The following is a 16,319-nucleotide window of genomic DNA, read 5'->3' on the forward strand; positions in this document are numbered from 1 at the left end:
CTCGGCACTCCCGTCGTCGTCATAGGCTGGATTGCCCACAGGCGGGATCGTCGCGCGGATTCATTAGTGTTTTTTTCAAATGTTTAACAGGACTCCGTGAGGTCTGCCCGGGCAAGGTTGCCGGAGCGTGTCAGGCGGGTGGACATGCGGCGGGTTGAGGGCCTGCGGGCGGAGGTGTCGGGGTTCGCGGCAGATGTGTCTTCGCACGCGAGCAAGCGGCCGGCCCGTGACGAAGCGCCTGATCTTCGCCGGACCCAACAGCGGGCCAAAAAGAAACACGCCCCTCATCTGCACCAAACGCGCAGGTGAGGGGCGTGATCGCGATGCTTACTTCTTCTTGCCCTGGTTCTTCACGGCCTCGATGGCGGCCTTGGCGGCCTCCGGGTCGAGGTAGGTGCCGCCCGGGTTGACCGGGTGGAAGTCGGCGTCCAGCTCGTAGGAGAGCGGGATGCCGGTGGGGATGTTCAGGCCGGCGATGTCCGCGTCGGAGATGCCGTCGAGGTGCTTGACCAGGGCGCGGAGCGAGTTGCCGTGGGCGGCGACCAGGACCGTGCGGCCGGTGGCCAGGTCGGGGACGATGCTGTCGTACCAGTACGGCAGCATGCGGACGACGACGTCCTTGAGGCACTCGGTGCGCGGGCGCAGCTCGCTGGGGATGATCGCGTAGCGCGGGTCGTCGATCTGGGAGAACTCCGCGTCGTCGGCGAGGGCCGGCGGCGGGGTGTCGTACGAGCGGCGCCAGAGCATGAACTGCTCCTCGCCGAACTCGGCCAGGGTCTGCGCCTTGTCCTTGCCCTGGAGCGCGCCGTAGTGGCGCTCGTTCAGGCGCCAGCTGCGGTGGACCGGGATCCAGTGGCGGTCGGCGGCCTCCAGGGCCAGCTGCGCGGTGCGGATGGCGCGCTTCTGGACGGAGGTGTGCACGACGTCGGGGAGCAGGCCGGCGTCCTTGAGCAGCTCACCGCCGCGGACCGCCTCCTTCTCGCCCTTCTCGTTGAGATTGACGTCCACCCAGCCGGTGAACAGGTTCTTCGCGTTCCACTCGCTCTCGCCGTGGCGAAGGAGGATCAGCTTGTACGGTGCGTCGGCCATGCCTTCGAGCGTAATCCACTTCCGGCCACGGGATCGCCGCGGCCCACGGTCAGGGGAGGGGGACCCGCACGGGGCGAGAGGTTGATCTTCGTGGGGACACGGACGCCGGTACGTGGGGGCACGGGCGCCGATACGGGTGCTGGCACGATCGCGCCGCGCGTGCGGGTCCGGGAGGCTGGCCGTGGGGTCGCAGAGCCGCCATCGGACGGCCGGGGGCGGCGGACGGCCCGGACGGAACACCACACCGAAACGGGGGAGAATCGGAATGACGACCTTCACTCGCCGTGACTGCATGATCACAGGGGCGGCCGCCGTAGCGGCTCTCGCTCTCGCTTCGCCGGCCTCCGGAAGCGCAGCGAAGGCCGGGCCACGGAGCGCGCCGAAGGCCGGCCCACGGAGCGCGAAGCCGGTCCGTATGACACTTCCCGCACCGACCGGCCCCCACCAAGTGGGCGTGACCCACCTCCACTTGGTGGACGGCACCCGGCGCGACCCCTGGGTGGCCTCACGGCCGTACCGGGAGTTGATGGTGAGTGTCCGCCACCCGGCCCGTGCGGCCGACGGGCATCCGCTCGCTCCTCACATGCTGCCGGGTGAGGCGGCGGCGTTCGACGACTGGAGCAACTTTTCGGAGGACATCGCGAAGGGCCTGGCCGACTGGGGCGCCACCCGTACGCACGCACACCTGGACGCGCCGGTCGCGCGGCATGCCGGGCGGGGGTTCCCGGTGGTGCTCTACTCGCCCGGTGCGGCGGATCCGCGCGCGCTGGGCAGCACGCTCGCCGACGAGCTGGCCTCCCACGGGTACGTCGTCGTCAGCATCGACCACACGTACGAGGCACCAGGGGTGCAGTTTCCGGATGGGCGGGTGGCACATACCCGTCTGCCGGAGGAGGCGGGGAAGGCGCAGCGGCCCGAGCAGGTCGTCGCGCTGTTGAAGAAACTGACGGCGGTACGGGTGGCCGACACCCGCTTCGTTCTGGACGAACTGGCCCGGCCGGCTGCACTGCCGCGCTCGCTGCGGGGCGTGCTGGACCTTCGGGCGGTGGGGATGTTCGGGCAGTCCGGCGGCGGGTTCACGGCGGCGCAGGCCATGCACGACGACCTCCGGATCAAGGCGGCGGTGAACATGGACGGCGTGATGGGTTACACCCGGCGCGACGACGATCCCGCCAACCCGTCCACGGTCGGTACCGACGGGCTGGACCGCCCGCTGCTCCTGATGGGCATGGAGGGCGACGACCACCACACGGTCGCGTCCTGGAAGGCGGTGTGGGAGCACAGTTCGGGGTGGCACCGGGACCTCACGCTGACCGGTGCCGCGCATGCGAGCTTCACGGACGCGCAGTCGCTGGTTCCGCAGTTGGCCGGGGAGGGCGGGCTGTCGCGGAAGACCGTCGAGAAGCTGGTGGGTACGGTCGCGCCGGACCGTTCGGTGGCCGTGCAGCGGGCGTACGTGACGGCGTTCTTCGACCGGTGGCTGCGGGGGAGGCAGCAGGGCGGGTTGCTGGACGGGCCGTCGGCTCGGTTCCCGGAGGTTCGGTTCGTATGGTGATGTCCGTACGGTGCCCCCGTACGGTGATGTCCGTACAAGTCGGGATGTCCATACGCGGGGTCGGTGCGCCGACGCGCCCCGAAAGGGCGGCCGTCAGCCCGACGACCCCTGGGTCAGATGGCTGAACGCCTCCAGGTTCCGCGTCGACTCCCCCCGTGCCACCCGCCACTCGTACTCCTTGCGGATGGCGGAGGCGAAACCCATCTCCAGGAGGGTGTTGAAGCTGCCGTCGGCGTTCTCCAGGACCGTGCCGAGGATGCGGTCGAGTTCGTCGGGGGTGACGGCCGCGAGCGGGAGTTTGCCGACGAGGTAGATGTCGCCGAGCTTGTCGATCGCGTAACTGACGCCGTACAGGCGGGTGTTGCGCTCCAGGAGCCAGCGGTGCACGGTCTCGTGGTTCTCGTCCGGGTGGCGGACGACGAAGGCGTTGATGGAGAGGGAGTGCTTACCGAGGATCAGGGAGCAGGTCGTGGAGAGCTTGCGGGTGCCGGGCAGGGTCACCACGTACGTGCCGTCGGTGGGCGACTCCCACGTCAGGCCGGCGTCGTCGAGAGCCGCCTCGATCACCTGTCGTGCCGCGTCGTCAGCCATGGGGAGATCGTAGGTGACGGCGTCGCTCCTGCATCGCGGCGGTGTACACCTCCGCGGTCGCGGCGGCGGCGGTGTCCCAGCCGAAGGCCCGGGCGTGCCGGGCGGCGGCCGCGCCCATCCGGCCGGCCAGGGAGGTGTCGCGGGCGAAGCGGCCCAGGGCGCGGGCGTAGTCGGCCGGGTCGTGGCCGGATATCAGGAAGCCGCTGACGCCGTCGCGTACGGCCACCGGCAGACCGCCGACGGCGGCCGCGACGACCGGTGTGCCGCACGCCTGGGCCTCGATCGCGACCAGGCCGAACGATTCGCTGTAGGACGGCATGACCAGGACGGACGCGGCGCGGTACCAGTCGGCGAGCTGTTCCTGCCCGACCGGCGGGCGGAAGCGTACGACGTCGGCTATGCCGAGGCGGGCGGCCAGCTTCTGCAGGCCCTCGGGCTTGGCCAGGCCGCTGCCGCTGGGGCCGCCGACCACCGGGACGACCAGGCGCGACCGCAGCGACGGGTCCTCGTCCAGGAGGACGGCGACGGCGCGCAGCAGGATGTCGGGGGCCTTGAGCGGCTGGATGCGGCCGGCGAAGAGCGGGATCAGGGCGTCCTGCGGCAGGCCGAGGCGGGCGCGGGCGGCGGCCCGGGAGGCGGAGGTGTCGGAGGTGGCGGAGGGGTCGCCGTCGGGGGTGCCCTCGGCCGCGGGCCGGAAGCGGTCCAGGTTCACCCCCGGGTGCACCACCGCGACCTTGCCCCGCTCGGCCTCGTAATGGCGCATCAGCTCCCCGGCTTCCTCGTCCGTGTTGGCGATCAGCCGGTCGGCGGCGCGCACGATCTGCGTCTCGCCGATGACGCGCGCGGCGGGTTCGGGGGTGTCGCCCGCGGCCAGCGCGGCGTTCTTGACCTTGGCCATGGTGTGCATGGCGTGGACGAGCGGGACGCCCCAGCGCTCCGCCGCGAGCCAGCCGACGTGACCGGAGAGCCAGTAGTGGGAGTGCACCAGGTCGTAGTAGCCGGGGCGGTGGCCCGCCCACGCCTGCATCACGCCGTGGGTGAAGGCGCAGAGCTGGGCGGGCAGCTCCTCCTTGGCCAGGCCCTCGTACGGGCCGGCGTCCACGTGCCGTACGAGGACGCCGGGGGCCAGCTCGACGGCGGGCGGCAGCGTGCCGGTCGTGGCGCGGGTGAAGATCTCCACCTCGATGTTGAGGGAGGCGAGCTTCCTGGCCAGCTCGACGATGTAGACGTTCATGCCGCCGGCGTCGCCGGTGCCCGGCTGGTGCAGCGGGGAGGTGTGCACGCTCAGCATGGCGACCCGGCGGGGGCGGCGCGCCGTTCCGGGCAGCCGCAGTCCGGAACGCCCCGGGAACGGACCGTGGGGACGGCTGCGGAGCCTGGACACGTATTGGCTCACTGCGGGCTACCTCCTAGCCGGTACGGCCTGGCCGGGGCGTGCGGCGCCTCCGAAGCCCGTAACAACAGAAATGGCGCATCCATTTCCCTGTGAGCCCGCTCTCCCGCCACTTTGCCAAAGCGTGACCTTGAGTCCCTGAGCCTTGAGCCCTTGATCCCTTGAGCCTTGAGTCCTTCAGTGCGTGGCCCCGAGTCCCTGGGCGGCGGAACCGGACGCCCGCGGCAGCGGCCTGCCGGGACGGGCGTGCCTGCCGTACGCATAAAGTCGGAGCATGGTCCGCAGCACGTCCGCGTCTCCCGCCTCTCCCCCGCCCTCCCGCCCCCTCGGGAACGCGACCCGCGGAACCACCAATCCGAACCGGCTGCGCCGCATGGACCGCTGGATCGCCGCCACGCACGCCGCCGCGCTGCGCCGCGGTCCCGCCCCGGTCGCCGTGGACCTCGGCTACGGCGCCGCGCCGTGGACGGCCGTGGAGCTGCTGGCACGGCTGCGTACCGTACGGGCGGACGCGCAGGTGGTCGGCATCGAGATCGACCCGGAACGGGTCGCCGCGGCGGCGCCGTACGCGTGCCCGGGGCTGGTCTTCGCGCACGGCGGCTTCGAGGTGCCGCTGCCGGGGCGGCGCCCGCCGGTGCTGATCCGGGCGGCGAACGTGCTGCGCCAGTACGCCGAGGACGAGGTCGCCGCCGTCTGGGAGCGGCTGTGTGCGCGGCTGGCGCCGGACGGGCTCCTGGTGGAGGGCACCTGCGACGAGATCGGGCGGCGGCACGTGTGGGTGGCGCTGGGCCCCGAGGGGCCGCGCACGGTCACCTTCGCGGCCCGGCTCAGCGCCCTGGAAACCCCGTCCGACCTGGCGGAACGCCTGCCGAAGGCACTGATCCACCGCAACGTACCGGGCCAGCCCGTGCACGCGTTCCTGCGCGACTTCGACCGGGCGTGGGCGGCAGCCGCCCCGTACGCGTCACTGGGCGCGCGGCAGCGGTGGATGCGCAGCGTGCTCGCCCTGAGTACGGCATGGCCCCTGGCCGACGGGCCGCGGCGGTGGCGGCAGGGGGAGGTCACCGTCCGGTGGGAGGCGCTGGCGCCCGTGTGACGGGCCGCGGGGCGGCGGGGCGGGAACTCGCCGTAGGACGACGGGCGGGAACTCAGCCCACCCGCGCACCCCGGGCCAGCTCCCGCAGCTTCCGGTCCGTCGGGGAATCGCGCGGCGCCGTATACGTACACAGTGCCTGCTCGGTGTCCTGGGGCAGCCGGAAGCTCTCGTAGAAGAGGACGAGTTCACCCGCCTCGGGGTGCCGCACGCGCTTGGTGCCGCTGCACCGTTCCTGTACGGACTGGGCCTCCCACAGGCGCCGGAAGTCCGCGCTGTGGTCGAGGAGTTCGCAGATGACAGCGCACAGCCGGGGGCTCTCCGGGCTGCGGCCGGCCTCGGCGCGCAGGTTGCCGACGATGCTCTCCGCGATCGCCTCCCAGTCCGGGTGGAGGGCGCGGGCGGACGGATCGAGGAAGATCAGGAGGGCGGAGTTGCGCCGTGCGGGCTCGATCGCGTCGTAGTCGAAGGCGAGGCGGGCGGCGAGGCGGTTCCAGGCGAGGATGTCCATGCCGGGGCCCTGGATGTACGCGGGGACGGTCTCGTCGAGGGCGTCCAGCAGGTGCCGGATCTCGGGCCGTACGCGCCGCTGCGGCGCCGGGGCCGGGGCGGCGCGCCGTGGTCCGGCGACGTTGCGCAGGTAGCGGGCCTCGGCGTCGCTCAGCCGCAGGGCGCGTTCGATGGCGTCCAGCACCGGTTCCGAGATGGCGTTGGCGCGGCCCTGTTCGATGCGCGTGTAGTAGTCGACGCTGATGCCGGCCAGCTGCGCGACCTCCTCGCGCCGCAGGCCGCGCACGCGGCGCCGGGTGACGCCGCCCGGCAGGCCGAGTTCGGCCGGGTCCAGCGCGGCGCGGCGCGCCTTGAGAAACGCTCTGATCTCGGGTTCCGTCTGCACGCCCATCGCACCAGTATGCGGCGCGGACGGCGCGCGGGAGGGCCCGGCGCCGGCCGCCGTCCATCAGGGTGGTTCCGCCGGACCCAGGCTGCGGCGGGCCTGGTACGGGGCGGGGACGGCACGCAGGGTGGTGGGCACGACACCGTACGGGCAGGCCGGGCGACCCGGGTACGCAGGGCGGCCCGCCGAAGGCACCCCCACGAGAAGAGGACACATGCAGCGCAGGATTCTTGGCGGCACCGGCATCTCGGTCAGCGAGTACGCGCTCGGCGCGATGATGTTCGGGGCCTGGGGGAACAAGGACCACGACGAGAGCGTGCGGATCGTGCACCGCGCGCTGGACGCGGGGATCAACTTCATCGACACGGCCGATGTGTACGCGGCGGGCGAGTCCGAGGAGATCGTCGGCAAGGCGCTCCGGGGACGGCGCGAGGACGTGGTCCTGGCCACCAAGTTCTTCAACCCGATGGGGCCGGACGCCAACCACGGCGGCAGTTCGCGGCGCTGGATCGTCCGGGCGGTGGAGGACAGCCTGCGGCGGCTGGGCACCGACTACATCGACCTCTACCAGGCGCACCGCCCCGACCCGGCGACCGACATCGACGAGACGCTGTCCGCGCTCTCGGACCTCGTGCGGTCCGGCAAGGTGCGGGCGGTGGGCAGCTCCACCTTCCCCGCCGAGGCGATCGTCGAGGCGCAGTGGACGGCCGAGCGCCGGGGTCATGTGCGCTTCCGCAGCGAGCAGCCGCCGTACTCGATGCTGGCGCGCGGCGTGGAGGCGGCGGTGCTGCCGACCGCGCAGCGGTACGGGATGGGCGTGCTGACCTGGGGGCCGCTCAGCGCGGGCTGGCTGTCCGGCCGCGACCTGTCGGCCAGCGGGCGGGCCGCCCTGGAGAACGCCAAGTTCGACCTGTCCGTGCCGGAGAACGCGCGCAAGGCGGAGGCGGTCACCGAGCTGGCGAAGGTGGCGTCGGAGGCCGGGCTGACGCTGCCGCACCTGGCGACGGCGTTCGTACGGTCGCACCCGGCGGTCACCTCCGTGATCATCGGCCCGCGCACGTACGACCAGCTCGAAAGCCTGCTGGACGGCGCGGAGGTGACGCTCGGCGCGGACGTGCTGGACCGTATCGACGCGATCGTGCCGCCGGGCACGGACCTGAACAAGGCCGACCTCTACTACACGCCGCCGGCCGTCGCGGACGCGGCGCTGCGGCGGCGGTAGGGCGGGCGCACGGCGACGGCAGGACGGGCCGGGTGCGCCGGCCGCGCGGCCGTGGTGCCGCGCGGCCGGCCCGGCATCACCGGGAGATCTGCTTGCGCGAGCTTTCGCCCGTGATCTGGATCTTGCGCGGCTTGGCCTGCTCCGCGACGGGGATGCGCAGCGTCAGGACCCCGCTCTCGTACGACGCGTCCACCCGCTCGCTGTCGAGCGTCTCACCGAGGAACAGCTGCCGGCTGAACTTGCCGGTCGTCCGTTCGCTCGCGATCATCTCGGCGCCCTCCGGAGCGGCGGCGGCGCGCTCGGCGCGGACGGTGAGCACATTGCGCTCGATGTCGAGGTCGATGGTCTCCGGGTCGACCCCGGGCAGATCGAAGTGGATCACGAACTCGTCGCCGGACCGGTAGGCGTCCATCGGCAGCGCGGCCGGACGCGCCGTCGTACCGAACACCTGCTGGGTGAGGCGGTCGAACTCGCGGAACGGATCGGTGCGCATGAGCATCACGGGTCATCTCCTTCCGAAGGCAGTGGGTGCGATGCCCCTTCGCCTTCTGGTATAGCGCGACGAAGGAAACTTGACAAGCCCTGGCTCAGGTTAGTTGCGGACACCGGCCAAAGCGCCAGGCGGGACGGGCGACGCCCCCACTCCGGTCCCCCATGCAGGTGACACCTCCACGCATTCCCCCCAAATCGGCGCTCCGACCCGGAATACTCCGTCCCCCACCGACCGGAGGAACCCCACCCGGAGGAGCTCACTCATGGCCTGGATCTGCCCGCGCTGTGACCGCGCCGAGGGGGTCGCCTACGTGGCCAATGGGGGCGGGCTGACGCCTTTTCCCTGTCTGCACTGCGACCGGAACGCCGTGTATCCGGCTCCGCCGGAACGGCGGGCGGTCGGGAGTGCGCCGTGCCGGACCGACCGGTGCGCGGGGACGGTCTGCGACGTTTTCGAGTACGACGTGAAAGGGCGGCTCCACCGGGTCGTACGGGCTCCGTGCCAGCAGTGCGGGCAGTCGTCGGCGCGGGAGATCCAGCACGGCCGGCGAGGGCCGAAGGAACACTTGGCACCCCGGCCCGTGAGGTGAAATGCCGGGCCGCTCCGGGCCGGGCCGCCCTCGCCCTTCAGCCCCTGCCCACCTCGTGCAACGCCTCCAGCAGCGCATCGACCAATTCCCGGTCCCGCGCCTGCGTGAGAATGCGCCGGGCCTGTTCCGGGGGCAGCCACAGCAGCCGGTCGACTTCATGATTCGGGTCGAAGTCGCCCGCAATCGCCTCGGCCGCCCAGTAACGGACGGCTTTGGGGCGTCCGCCGGCCAGGTAATGGACGGTGGGGAGTTCGGCGCCGGGGGCGCATTGCATTCCGGTTTCTTCGGCTACTTCGCGCAGGGCGCCCGCCAGCCAGCCCTCGTCGCGCTTCAGCTTGCCTTTCGGATGTGACCAGTCGTCATATTTCGGCCGGTGGACAAGGGCGATTTCCAGTTCGCCACCGACGGGGGAACGGCGCCACAGCACGCAGCCCGCCGCCTTGATGGGTTTCCGGGGCACCGACATCTCTCCCTCATCCCTTCCGGACCGGCTGGGCCGCCTCGGAAACCGGGGCGGGAATCCAGGCCCGGCCGAACACGAAGCGCGCCGCCTCGACCTCGTGGCGCTGGTCGGCGTGCAGGACGCCGAGGGCGTAGGCGGTGGCGGGGGCGATGCGCGGGGTGCGGGCGGCGGCCGACGCGGCGGCCGCGGCCTCGGCGGCGTCCCGGTGGCGTTCCAGGGCCCGGCCGGCCTCCGCGAGCCGCGGGTCGACGTCGTCGGGGTCGAGCACTTCCTGTGCGTACCGGCTCAGGCGGGCCAGCACCCGGACCTGGCGCCAGGGCGCGTCCTGCCGGGCGTCCGAGGTGAGCGCGTCGGCGTTGTACGGGTGTCCGGCGCGGGCCAGCGGCAGCGCCGCGACGGCCTCCGCGAGCCGCCGGTGGGCCTGCTCGGCCAGCGGCGGCAGTACGTCCTCCGCCGGCCGGTCCGCGGCGGCGGTGAGCGGCGCCTCCGAGGCCAGTACGGCCACGGCGTCGGCGACCGCGTGGAAGCGGGAGGAGCCGAGCGCCTGGAGGGCGGCGGAGTGCGCACGGGTGCGGGCGAGGGTGATCTGCCGTTCCAGCAGGGCCCCGGCGCGCGCGGCCCCGGTGGAGAGGATGGCATCGGCCTCACCGGCGTCCGCGCCGTCCCGGCCGGCGGCGGGGGGCGCGGCTTCGGGAGAGAGGGTGCTTCCCATGGCCGTACGGGCGGGGACGGCCTCGCGGTCCCGTTCCCGTTCCGCCCTGCCGGTCAGCCGTTGCAGCGCTCCCAGCAGGCGGTCCAGCCGTGCCGTACTGGCGTGTTCGCGGCCCAGCGTCCCCGACAGCCATGCCAGTTCGCCGCGCAGCTGATCGGCCCACTTCTCGTCCGTGAGCGGACGGAAGGTGTGCAGCGCGCCGCCGATCCGCCGCGCGGAGGCTCGGAGTTGGCGGGCGGCCTCGCGGGTGCCTTCCGCGTCGGAGCCGCTTTCGCGGTGGGAGCGGAGGCTGCGCAGGAAGTCCGTCGCCTGGTGGTGCAGGTAGGCGGCGAGGACTTCGCGGGCGGTGCGTCCCGTAAGCGCGGCGCCGCCGGTTCCATACGGGCGTGGCCGGCCGCCGGGGCGCGACGGCGAGCCGGGGCGTGCCGGGCCGTCGGCCAGCGCGGCAGGCGCGCCGCCCGGTCCGGCGGGCTCGTAGCGGAGCGGGGGGAAGTCATGTCGCTGGGCCACGCCGGCGCCTCCGGGCGTCAATGAGCATTTCCTGTACGTTGCGCAGCGGCGCGCCGTCCGCGTCGACCGCGTGCCGGGTCCAGTTGCCGTCCGGTCCCAGGTGCCAGGACGAGGTGGCGTCCGACGTGCCGGTCTCCAGGAGCCGGTTGAGGGCGGTGCGGTGACCCTGGTCGGTGACCCGTACCAGCGCCTCGATCCGCCGGTCCAGGTTGCGGTGCATCATGTCGGCGCTGCCCAGCCACACTTCGGGCTCGCCGCCGTTGCCGAACGCGAAGACCCGGGAGTGTTCGAGGAAACGGCCGAGGACGCTGCGTACCCGGATGTTCTCGCTGAGCCCCTCGACGCCGGGCCGCAGCGCGCAGATGCCGCGGACCCACACGTCGACCGGCACGCCGGCCTGCGACGCGCGGTACAGCGCGTCGATGACCGCCTCGTCCACCATCGAGTTGACCTTGATGCGGACGTACGCGGGCCGCCCGGCGCGGTGGTGGGCGATCTCCTTGGTGATGCGCTGGACGAGGCCGTCGCGCAGCGACTTGGGGGCCACCAGCAGCCGCCGGTAGGTCTCCCGGCGGGAGTAGCCGCTGAGCCGGTTGAAGAGGTCGGAGAGGTCCGCGCCCACCTGCGGGTCGGCGGTCAGCAGCCCCAGGTCCTCGTACAGCCGGGCGGTCTTGGGGTGGTAGTTGCCCGTCCCCACGTGCGAGTAACGGCGCAGCATCTCGCCTTCCTGGCGGACGACCAGCGACAGTTTGCAGTGCGTCTTGAGCCCGACCAGCCCGTACACGACATGGCAGCCCGCCTCCTCCAGTTTGCGCGCCCATTTGATGTTGGCCTGCTCGTCGAAGCGCGCCTTGATCTCGACGAGGACGAGCACCTGCTTGCCGGATTCGGCGGCGTCTATCAGGGCGTCGACGATCGGCGAGTCGCCCGAGGTGCGGTAGAGCGTCTGCTTGATCGCCAGGACGTCCGGGTCGGCGGCGGCCTGCTCCAGGAACGCCTGCACGGAGGTGGAGAACGAGTCGTACGGGTGGTGGAGCAGCACGTCACGGGCGCGCAGCGCGGCGAAGACGTCGGGCGCGGAGGCCGACTCGACCTCGGCGAGGTCGCGGTGGGTGCCCGCCACGAACTTGGGATACTTCAGCTCCGGGCGGTCCAGCGCTCCTATGCCGAACAGGCCGGTGAGGTCCAGGGGGCCGGGCAGCGGGTAGACCTCGGAGTCGGAGACCTTCAGCTCCTGGACGAGCAGGTCCAGTACGGCGGGGTCGATGGTCTCCTCGACCTCCAGGCGCACCGGCGGCCCGAAGCGGCGCCGCATCAGCTCCTTCTCCAGCGCCTGGAGCAGGTTCTCCGCGTCGTCCTCCTCGACCTCCAGATCCTCGTTGCGGGTCACCCGGAACATGTGGTGCGCCCGCACCTCCATCCCCGGGAACAGCTCCTCCAGGTGGGCGGCGATCACGTCCTCGATGGGTACGTACCGCTGCGGCGCGGCCTCCAGGAAGCGGGAGAGCAGCGGCGGCACCTTCACCCGTGCGAAGTGGTCGTGGCCGCTGACCGGATTGCGTACGACCACGGCCAGGTTGAGGGACAGGCCGGAGATGTACGGGAACGGGTGCGCCGGATCGACCGCCAGCGGGGTGAGGACCGGGAAGATCTGCTGGCGGAACAGGGTGAACAGCCGGGCCTGCTCCTTCTCGGTCAGGTCGGGCCAGCGGATCAGGTGGATGCCCTGGTCGGCGAGTTCGGGGGCGACGTCCTGCTGGTAGCAGGCGGCGTGCCGCGCCATCAGCTCGCGCGAGCGGGTCCAGATGAGGTCCAGCACCTCGCGGGGCTGGAGGCCGGAGGCGGAGCGGGTGGCGACACCGGTCGCTATGCGCCGCTTGAGGCCCGCGACGCGGACCATGAAGAACTCGTCCAGGTTGCTCGCGAAGATCGCGAGGAAGTTGGCCCGTTCGAGCAGCGGGGTGGCCGGATCCTCGGCCAGTTCCAGCACCCGCTCGTTGAACGCCAGCCAGCTCCGCTCGCGATCCAGGAAGCGGCCGGCGGGCAGTTCCTCGCCGTCGGCGCCGGGCGCTCCGGTTTCCTCGTAATCGTCCAGGTCGGCGTCGAGATCGGGCTCCAGCTCGGGCACCGGCGCGGCGACCGCGTGCGGGCGGTGCGCCGCTATGGAGCCCACCGACGGCTGCGCGGACGGCGGCGGCTGGGCCGCCGTCCGGGACGCGGTCGTCTCGGTCCGGTCCGTTGCCTGGGCGCTGGGCTGCTGGTTCATGGCCTTATTCTTCCGCGCCGAGGGCGATACCAGCCCGTCGGACGGAGTCGGTACGGGGCGCAGGCGGCGACCGGCGGCGTTCGGGACAGCGGGCTGCATTCAGCGATGCTCGCAAGCGACGTTGAACCATCGGTAACGCGGATATGGCGGACAGGCAAGCGGGCCGCTACCGGCCGGTGTTTACATTCCCGTGTCTTGTGCGGAGGGGAGCGCGCCCCATGGCGCGCGAGGGGGCGCGCGAATGCCCCGGCGTGCGCCCCCGGCCGAGGCCGAGGCCCCAGGGTGCTCGACACGATGCGGCGGGGAACAGGGCCATACGGGTCACTTCAACGGATTCAGGGGCACGAACTCGCTCTGGTCCAGGGCCAGGAGATCGGGGTTGAAGTCGGCTCCGCCGCAGTGGTTGTACGGAGCACGGCCCGGCAGCCGGACGATATTGCTGCCGATCAGGCCGGTGGTCCGGGACACGGTGAAGCCCATACCCCGGTGGTGGAGCGTCTGGCACCTGTTGCCGAACGAGGCGTTGCCAAGGCTGCCGAGACCGCCGGCGCCCGCCGGGGCCGCGGTCGACAGCCCCGTTCCGACCACTGCCGTGGCCAGACCGGCCGATACCGCAAGATGCCTGATGCGCATGGGATGCAAACGATCTCCCATGTCCGGGGACACGGGCCGGTTTCGCCGCAGGGCGGCCACGGAAGCGGCAGGCCCCCCTGGTCACCGGTATACGAGCCGCATTCACCCGTATGGGAATCACCCGTTCAGCGGACCTCGGCGCACGGGGCTGCCCGGACGCCGGGCCGGCAGGCGTCCAAGCGCCTGGTCAACGGGCCGGATGCGTCAACCGTACGCAGCACGTGACGACGGCTCCCCGGGCCCGGCCGCCGTCGCCCCGGCCGATCTCCAGGCCGTCCGTGAGCTGCCGTACGGTCCACAGGCCCCACCCCGTCGCGCTGCCCAGTCCAGGAGCGCATTCCGGGATGACGGAAGCGTCGAAGCCCGGGCCGCTGTCGGAGACGCGGCAGCACACCAGGGGCCCGCTGCGGTACAGCGCCAGGCGCCCGCCGCCCCCCGCGTGCCGGATCGCGTTGTCGGCCAGTTCATTGGCCGACAGCAGCAGGGCGTCGCGCCGGCGCCCCGCCAGGCCCAGGCGTGCCGCGTACGCGCCCATCAGGACGCGCAGACTCGGCAGGTCGGCCGAGGTGAAACGGGTCTCCAGGCTGTGGTCGGCCGGCCCGTCCGGAGCCGGTCCCCCCGGCGGCCGCTCCGGACCTCCGTCCGGGGAACCCTCGGTCGTCGGTCCCATCGCGTCACTCGCCTTCCACCGTCAGCTGCGGGATGTCGAGCGCCCCCAGAAGCAGGAACGTGTGGGTGTGTATGCCGCCGCACCGGATGACGACGCGCCTGCCGTCCGCGGCGGCTGCCAGGCGCAGCACGGCCCGCGCGCAGTAGATGTCGAGGAAGGTCAGCTCGGTGAGGTCCAGGACGGCGCGCGGCGCGTCCGAGGCGGCGACGCGGCGCAGGGCGGCGTCGAACCGTTCGCGGGTGGACAGGTCGGCCTCGCCGATCAGCCGCAGCCCGTACGTGTCGTCGGCCGCCTCCGTGAGCGGGGCGGCCAGCAGGGTGCCGGGGCGTTGCAGCAGGGCCGTGGGGTGCCCGGCCGATGCCCGGTCCAGTTCGTCGTCGCTGAAGCGGGTCTCGTCGTAGGTGCAGATCTCGGTGTAGTGCCCGTCGCGGAACAGGTAGTGGCAGCCCTCGCTCTCCCGCCACAGCACCTGTTCGATGTCCGCGCCGAAGGACGCCACCCAGGCCATGTCGATGGCGCTGCGGACCGTGGCGTACCCGTCGTCCAGCGCCTCCTCGACCTCCCGCCGCAGCCCGGCCATCTGCCGCTCCACCGAGAGGGGCCGCGGCAGCCACATCCGGTCCATGGTGAGCAGCTTCAACTGGCCGCGCCGCACGGAGAAACCGACCGGCGGCCCGTACGCCTCCAGGCGCTCCAGCACGGTGGTCTCCGGCAGCGCCGGGTCCGCGAAGAGCAGCACCCGCTCGCCGCGGCTGATGCCGGCATGCGTGTACGCGCCGATCGTGGCCCACCGCGACTCCTCGTCCACGTAGCTCGCGAAGGCGTGGTCGCCCGGCCGCAGGCGCTCCACCGACACGATGCGGGCATGCTCCTCGGCTTGGAAGGGCAAGGAACTCTCCTACGTCTGACGCCGTTCCGACGCCTGCCGCCGTTTCGGCCCGGCCTCGCCGAGTGCGGGGGCACCCGGCCGTACCGAGTGCGAGCACTCGGCGGCAGAGTAGCGGGACGGCGGACGCCGTCGGCCCGGGATACGGGACGACGGCGTCCGTGGTCCGCTGTGGTGCGGCGGGCGATCGGTTGTGTCCGGCGATCGGCTGAACCGGAGAGATTTGTACGGTGAGTTGATACTGGCCGCGAAGTGGCCGCGCGGTGGCACACCCCTCACGTCACGTCCCGGCGCGCCCTCCTCACGTCTCCGTGCGGTACATCAGGTCCGTCTCGTGCGTGGTGAACCCGAGCCGTTCGTAGACGGAGACGGCGGGCCCGTTGTCCGCGTCGACGTACAGCATCGCCGTCGGCACGCCCTGTGCCGCCAGGTGCCGCAGGCCGATCGCGGTGAGCGCCTTGCCGAGGCCGCCGCCCTGCGCGTCCGGCCGGACGCCGACCACGTACACCTCGCCCAGCCCCTCCTCCGAGTGGATCTTTGTCCAGTGGAAGCCGATCAGCCGGCCGCCCCGCTCGGCGAGGAAGAAGCCCTTGGGGTCGAACCAGGGCTCGCTCTTGCGGTCGTCGAGGTCCCGCTGGGTCAGCGAGCCCTGCTCGGGGTGGTGGGCGAAGGCCGCCGCGTTGGCCTCCAGCCACGCCGCGTCGTCCGTGCCCGGCTGGAAGGCGCGTACGGTCACGCCGTCCGGAAGCGCCGGCTCCGCCAGGTCCAGGTTGCCCAGCGGACGGCGCATCTGCCGCAGCTCGCGGAAGAGCGTCATGCCGAGGGTCTGGGCGAGGTGGCGGGCCGCGGAGTGGCCGCCGTGCGCCCACACCCGCAGGCGGCGGCCGGACTCCTCCAGCAGTGCGGTGCCCAGCGCGCGGCCGTGCCCGTGGCCCCGGTGGGACGGGTGCACGACCAGTTCGGCGGCGGGCGCCTCCACGGGGTCGGTGTCCTCCAGCTGTGCGTATCCGGCGAGCACCCCGGCCTCGTCGTCCGGCCCGCCCGGTACGTACAGCAGCAGATGCCGTACGCCCTCGCGCCGCCCGCCGCGCAGCTGGAGCCGCCCCTGTTCGGACACGGCGGGCTGCCCGTCCGTCGCCGCGGCCAGCTCGATCAGTTCGAGGACGGCGGCGGCCGCATCGGGCGCCAGTTCGTCCGCCACCTCGATCCGCCGGCCGGTCCGGGCCTTGTCCTGTGCTGCGTCAGTCATGCCTCGAAGC

15 protein-coding genes are annotated in these 16,319 nt (G+C 72.5%); 3 read left to right on the plus strand and 12 right to left on the minus strand.

Annotation, left to right across the window (positions count from 1 at the left end):
• Positions 1-327 precede the first annotated feature (327 nt).
• Positions 328-1,089, minus strand: a complete 762-nt coding sequence (locus IH45_RS0102315; RefSeq protein WP_030660384.1) for a phosphoglyceromutase — start codon at positions 1,087-1,089, stop codon at positions 328-330.
• Between the two features lie 292 nt (positions 1,090-1,381).
• Here IH45_RS0102315 and IH45_RS1000000150565 point away from each other — a divergent pair, with 292 nt between their 5' ends.
• The gene (locus tag IH45_RS1000000150565; protein ID WP_267885120.1) at positions 1,382-2,644 is read left to right on the plus strand and encodes an alpha/beta hydrolase family protein; all 1,263 of its coding nucleotides are present in this window, start codon (positions 1,382-1,384) and stop codon (positions 2,642-2,644) included.
• A 93-nt stretch (positions 2,645-2,737) separates the two neighbouring features.
• Here IH45_RS1000000150565 and IH45_RS0102325 read toward each other — a convergent pair whose 3' ends face one another.
• Together IH45_RS0102325 and mshA are read right to left on the minus strand one after the other, a co-directional pair.
• Positions 2,738-3,235 (minus strand): type III secretion system chaperone family protein, encoded by a 498-nt coding sequence (locus IH45_RS0102325; protein WP_030660389.1) that lies wholly within the window; start codon positions 3,233-3,235, stop codon positions 2,738-2,740.
• On the minus strand, positions 3,228-4,631 hold the full coding sequence (gene mshA / locus IH45_RS0102330) for a D-inositol-3-phosphate glycosyltransferase (protein ID WP_030660392.1): 1,404 nt from the start codon (positions 4,629-4,631) through the stop codon (positions 3,228-3,230). Before mshA ends, IH45_RS0102325 begins: the two co-directional genes overlap by 8 nt.
• A 271-nt stretch (positions 4,632-4,902) precedes the next feature.
• Between mshA and IH45_RS0102335 the strand changes: the two genes are divergently transcribed.
• Positions 4,903-5,724, plus strand: a complete 822-nt coding sequence (locus IH45_RS0102335; RefSeq protein WP_030660394.1) for a methyltransferase domain-containing protein — start codon at positions 4,903-4,905, stop codon at positions 5,722-5,724.
• A 52-nt stretch (positions 5,725-5,776) separates the two neighbouring features.
• Here IH45_RS0102335 and IH45_RS0102340 read toward each other — a convergent pair whose 3' ends face one another.
• Positions 5,777-6,622: a helix-turn-helix transcriptional regulator gene (locus IH45_RS0102340; RefSeq protein WP_030660396.1), complete on the minus strand. Its 846-nt coding sequence runs from the start codon at positions 6,620-6,622 to the stop codon at positions 5,777-5,779.
• Between the two features lie 208 nt (positions 6,623-6,830).
• On the opposite strand from IH45_RS0102340, the gene IH45_RS0102345 reads away from it, so the two are divergent.
• Complete coding sequence (locus IH45_RS0102345) at positions 6,831-7,838, plus strand: aldo/keto reductase (RefSeq protein WP_030660398.1); 1,008 nt, start codon at positions 6,831-6,833, stop codon at positions 7,836-7,838.
• A gap of 76 nt (positions 7,839-7,914) precedes the next feature.
• On the opposite strand, the gene IH45_RS0102350 is transcribed toward IH45_RS0102345, so the two are convergent.
• From IH45_RS0102350 to mshD, 8 genes are all read right to left on the minus strand, one after another.
• Positions 7,915-8,337, minus strand: a complete 423-nt coding sequence (locus IH45_RS0102350; protein ID WP_030660400.1) for an Hsp20/alpha crystallin family protein — start codon at positions 8,335-8,337, stop codon at positions 7,915-7,917.
• Positions 8,338-8,957: 620 nt separating this feature from the next.
• A complete protein-coding gene (locus tag IH45_RS0102355) occupies positions 8,958-9,386 on the minus strand; it encodes an NUDIX hydrolase (RefSeq protein WP_030660402.1) in 429 nt (142 codons plus the stop codon).
• 7 nt (positions 9,387-9,393) lie between these two features.
• On the minus strand, positions 9,394-10,605 hold the full coding sequence (locus IH45_RS0102360; protein WP_394298652.1) for a CHAD domain-containing protein: 1,212 nt from the start codon (positions 10,603-10,605) through the stop codon (positions 9,394-9,396).
• A complete protein-coding gene (locus IH45_RS0102365; protein ID WP_030660407.1) occupies positions 10,589-12,871 on the minus strand; it encodes an RNA degradosome polyphosphate kinase in 2,283 nt (760 codons plus the stop codon). Before IH45_RS0102365 ends, IH45_RS0102360 begins: the two co-directional genes overlap by 17 nt.
• Before the next feature lie 321 nt (positions 12,872-13,192).
• Positions 13,193-13,351, minus strand: a complete 159-nt coding sequence (locus IH45_RS1000000148515; RefSeq protein ID WP_158812871.1) for a hypothetical protein — start codon at positions 13,349-13,351, stop codon at positions 13,193-13,195.
• 340 nt (positions 13,352-13,691) lie between these two features.
• Positions 13,692-14,174: an ATP-binding protein gene (locus IH45_RS0102375; protein WP_050514465.1), complete on the minus strand. Its 483-nt coding sequence runs from the start codon at positions 14,172-14,174 to the stop codon at positions 13,692-13,694.
• 4 nt (positions 14,175-14,178) lie between these two features.
• Positions 14,179-15,063: an MEDS domain-containing protein gene (locus tag IH45_RS0102380; protein WP_050514466.1), complete on the minus strand. Its 885-nt coding sequence runs from the start codon at positions 15,061-15,063 to the stop codon at positions 14,179-14,181.
• 298 nt (positions 15,064-15,361) lie between these two features.
• Positions 15,362-16,309 (minus strand): mycothiol synthase, encoded by a 948-nt coding sequence (gene mshD, locus IH45_RS0102385; protein WP_030660419.1) that lies wholly within the window; start codon positions 16,307-16,309, stop codon positions 15,362-15,364.
• Positions 16,310-16,319: the final 10 nt, after the last annotated feature.

Origin of the sequence: Streptomyces rimosus subsp. rimosus (assembly GCF_000720725.1) — a bacterium.
Lineage (GTDB): Bacteria > Actinomycetota > Actinomycetes > Streptomycetales > Streptomycetaceae > Streptomyces > Streptomyces rimosus_A.

Coding starts and splice junctions, on each gene's coding strand:
- IH45_RS0102315 (WP_030660384.1), bottom strand. CDS start 1,089: ATGGCCGACGCACCGTACAAGCTGATCCTCCTTCGCCACGGCGAGAGC.
- IH45_RS1000000150565 (WP_267885120.1), top strand. CDS start 1,382: ATGATCACAGGGGCGGCCGCCGTAGCGGCTCTCGCTCTCGCTTCGCCG.
- IH45_RS0102325 (WP_030660389.1), bottom strand. CDS start 3,235: ATGGCTGACGACGCGGCACGACAGGTGATCGAGGCGGCTCTCGACGAC.
- IH45_RS0102335 (WP_030660394.1), top strand. CDS start 4,903: ATGGTCCGCAGCACGTCCGCGTCTCCCGCCTCTCCCCCGCCCTCCCGC.
- IH45_RS0102340 (WP_030660396.1), bottom strand. CDS start 6,622: ATGGGCGTGCAGACGGAACCCGAGATCAGAGCGTTTCTCAAGGCGCGC.
- IH45_RS0102345 (WP_030660398.1), top strand. CDS start 6,831: ATGCAGCGCAGGATTCTTGGCGGCACCGGCATCTCGGTCAGCGAGTAC.
- IH45_RS0102350 (WP_030660400.1), bottom strand. CDS start 8,337: ATGCTCATGCGCACCGATCCGTTCCGCGAGTTCGACCGCCTCACCCAG.
- IH45_RS0102355 (WP_030660402.1), bottom strand. CDS start 9,386: ATGTCGGTGCCCCGGAAACCCATCAAGGCGGCGGGCTGCGTGCTGTGG.
- IH45_RS0102365 (WP_030660407.1), bottom strand. CDS start 12,871: ATGAACCAGCAGCCCAGCGCCCAGGCAACGGACCGGACCGAGACGACC.
- IH45_RS1000000148515 (WP_158812871.1), bottom strand. CDS start 13,351: ATGGGCTTCACCGTGTCCCGGACCACCGGCCTGATCGGCAGCAATATC.
- IH45_RS0102375 (WP_050514465.1), bottom strand. CDS start 14,174: ATGGGACCGACGACCGAGGGTTCCCCGGACGGAGGTCCGGAGCGGCCG.
- mshD (WP_030660419.1), bottom strand. CDS start 16,309: ATGACTGACGCAGCACAGGACAAGGCCCGGACCGGCCGGCGGATCGAG.